Genomic DNA, 2106 nt, shown 5'->3' with positions numbered 1-2106 from the left:
GAATGGCACCATTCCCTGTCACATCGGCCGTTCGACGTCCAGTCGTAGCCCGACAGCGACCGATGAAGGAGAACTCCGATGCGCTTCCTGATGATGTCCATGGCGAACGACTCCCAGCCCGACGAGAAGCTGTTCGCCGAGATGGCCGCGTTCATCGACGAGATGACCGCCTCCGGCGTCCTGCTGGCCACCGGCGGCTTGGAGCCCAGCGGGGTGCGGATGACGTCCGTCGGTGACGAGATCACCGTGACCGACGGGCCGTTCGCCGAGTCCAAGGAGTCCGTGGCCGGGTTCGCCCTGGTCGAGGTGCGGACCAAGGAGGAGGCGATCGAGATGTGCCGCCGGTTCCGCAAGATCGTCGGCGACGGCGTGAGCGTGATCCAGCAGGTCTTCGCGTGACCGGATGACCGACGTCCACCGCACGGTCGACGCGGTCTGGAAGCTGGAGTCGGCGAAGATCGTCGCCGGTCTCACGCGGATGGTCCGCGACGTCGGCCTCGCCGAGGAGTTGGCCCAGGACGCCCTCGTCGCCGCGCTGGAGCAGTGGCCCGCGACGGGCGTCCCGGACAACCCCGGCGCGTGGCTGACCGCCATCGCCAAGCGCCGGGCCGTCGACCACCTCCGGCGGTCCGAACGGCTGGAGCGCAAGCACGAGCTGCTGGCCCGCGAGCCCGAGCCGGAGGCCCGGCAGGACGACGTCCTGCGGCTCATGTTCGTCTCCTGCCACCCGGTGCTGCCCGCGCCCGCCCGTGCGGCGCTGACGCTGCGCCTGATCGGCGGCCTGACGACGGCCGAGATCGCGCGGGCGTTCCTGGTGACCGAGCCGACGATCACCGGCCGGATCGCCGCGGCGAAGCGGACGCTGGCCGAGGAGGGCGTGCCGTTCGAGCTGCCGGAGGGCCCGGAGCTGGCCGACCGGCTGTCCTCGGTGCTCGGGGTCATCTACCTGATCTTCAACGAGGGGTACTCGGCGACCTCCGGGGACGACCTGCTGCGGCCGGGGTTGTGCCTGGAGGCGCTGCGGCTCGGCAGGCTGCTCGCGGAACTGGCACCGCACGAGGCCGAGGTGCACGGGCTGGTCGCGTTGATGGAGATCCAGGAGTCCCGCTCCGCCGCGCGCACCGGCCCGACCGGCGAGCCGGTCCAGCTGCACGAGCAGAACCGCGGCCGCTGGGACCAGCTGCTCATCCGCCGCGGGTTCACCGCGATGCTGCGGGCGCGGGAGGTCGGCGGACCGCCCGGTCCGTACGTGCTCCAGGCGGCCATCGCCGTCTGCCACGCGCAGGCGCGGACGGCCGAGGACACGGACTGGGTGCAGATCGCGGCCCTCTACGAAGCGTTGGCGCGGGTGTTGCCGACGCCGGTCGTGCGGCTCAACCGCGCGGTGGCGGTCGGTCATGCTCGTGGTCCGCAGGCCGGGCTGGACCTCGTGGACGAGGTGGCCGACGACCCGGCGTTGCGCGACTACCACCTGCTGCCGGGGGTGCGCGGCGACCTGCTGCGCCGGGTGGGCCGCCACGCCGAGGCCCGCTCGGAGTTCCACCGCGCCGCGGCGCTGGCCCGCAACGAGGCCGAGCGGGCGTTCCTGCTCCGCCGCGCCGACGAGGTGGCGGTGGACGAGACCGTTGGCCCGACGGTGGGGGAGGCGGCTCGGGACTTCCTCGGCCGGGACGACCTGGACGCCGCCACGGTCCGCTCGTACGGGCAGACCCTGCGGCGGCTGTGCCGGACAGTCGGCGAGCGGACCCCGTTGGCCGAGCTGACCGCCGACCAAGTGACCCGCGTGTTCGCCACGGCGTGGGGCGGCGCGGCGGCGACGACGTGGAACCGGCACCGCTCCACGATCCGGTCGTTCGGCGCGTGGGCCTCGCTCGGCGACCTGGCAGCGGGTCTCGACCGGCGCGCCGAGACCCGCCCCCGCACGCCGTCACTGACCGCGGAACGGCTGGAGGAGCTGTGGAGCCTCGACGTGCCGCTGCGGGAACGAACGCTGTGGCGGCTCCTGCACGAGTCGGCGGCGCACGTGTCGGCGGTGCTGTCGCTCGACGTCCAGGACCTGGACCTCGACGACCGCCGCGCCCGCGTCGGTGACACGTGGGTCGGTTG

The 2106-nt window shown here is 73.3% G+C and carries 2 protein-coding genes; both read left to right on the top strand.

Annotated features, from left to right (window positions below; translation table 11 throughout):
* The first annotated feature begins 78 nt into the window (after positions 1 to 78).
* Positions 79 to 399 (top strand): YciI family protein, encoded by a 321-nt coding sequence (locus ACFWW9_RS46080; protein ID WP_390389996.1) that lies wholly within the window; start codon positions 79 to 81, stop codon positions 397 to 399.
* Positions 400 to 403: 4 nt separating this feature from the next.
* The coding region (locus tag ACFWW9_RS46075) for an RNA polymerase sigma factor (protein ID WP_390389994.1) at positions 404 to 2106 on the top strand (1703 nt) is incomplete at its 3' end.

Source organism: Umezawaea sp. NPDC059074, from assembly GCF_042738955.1.
Taxonomy (GTDB): domain Bacteria; phylum Actinomycetota; class Actinomycetes; order Mycobacteriales; family Pseudonocardiaceae; genus Umezawaea.
The sequence above is the reverse complement of the archived record's forward strand: the minus strand, read 5'-3'. Positions and strand labels throughout refer to the sequence as shown.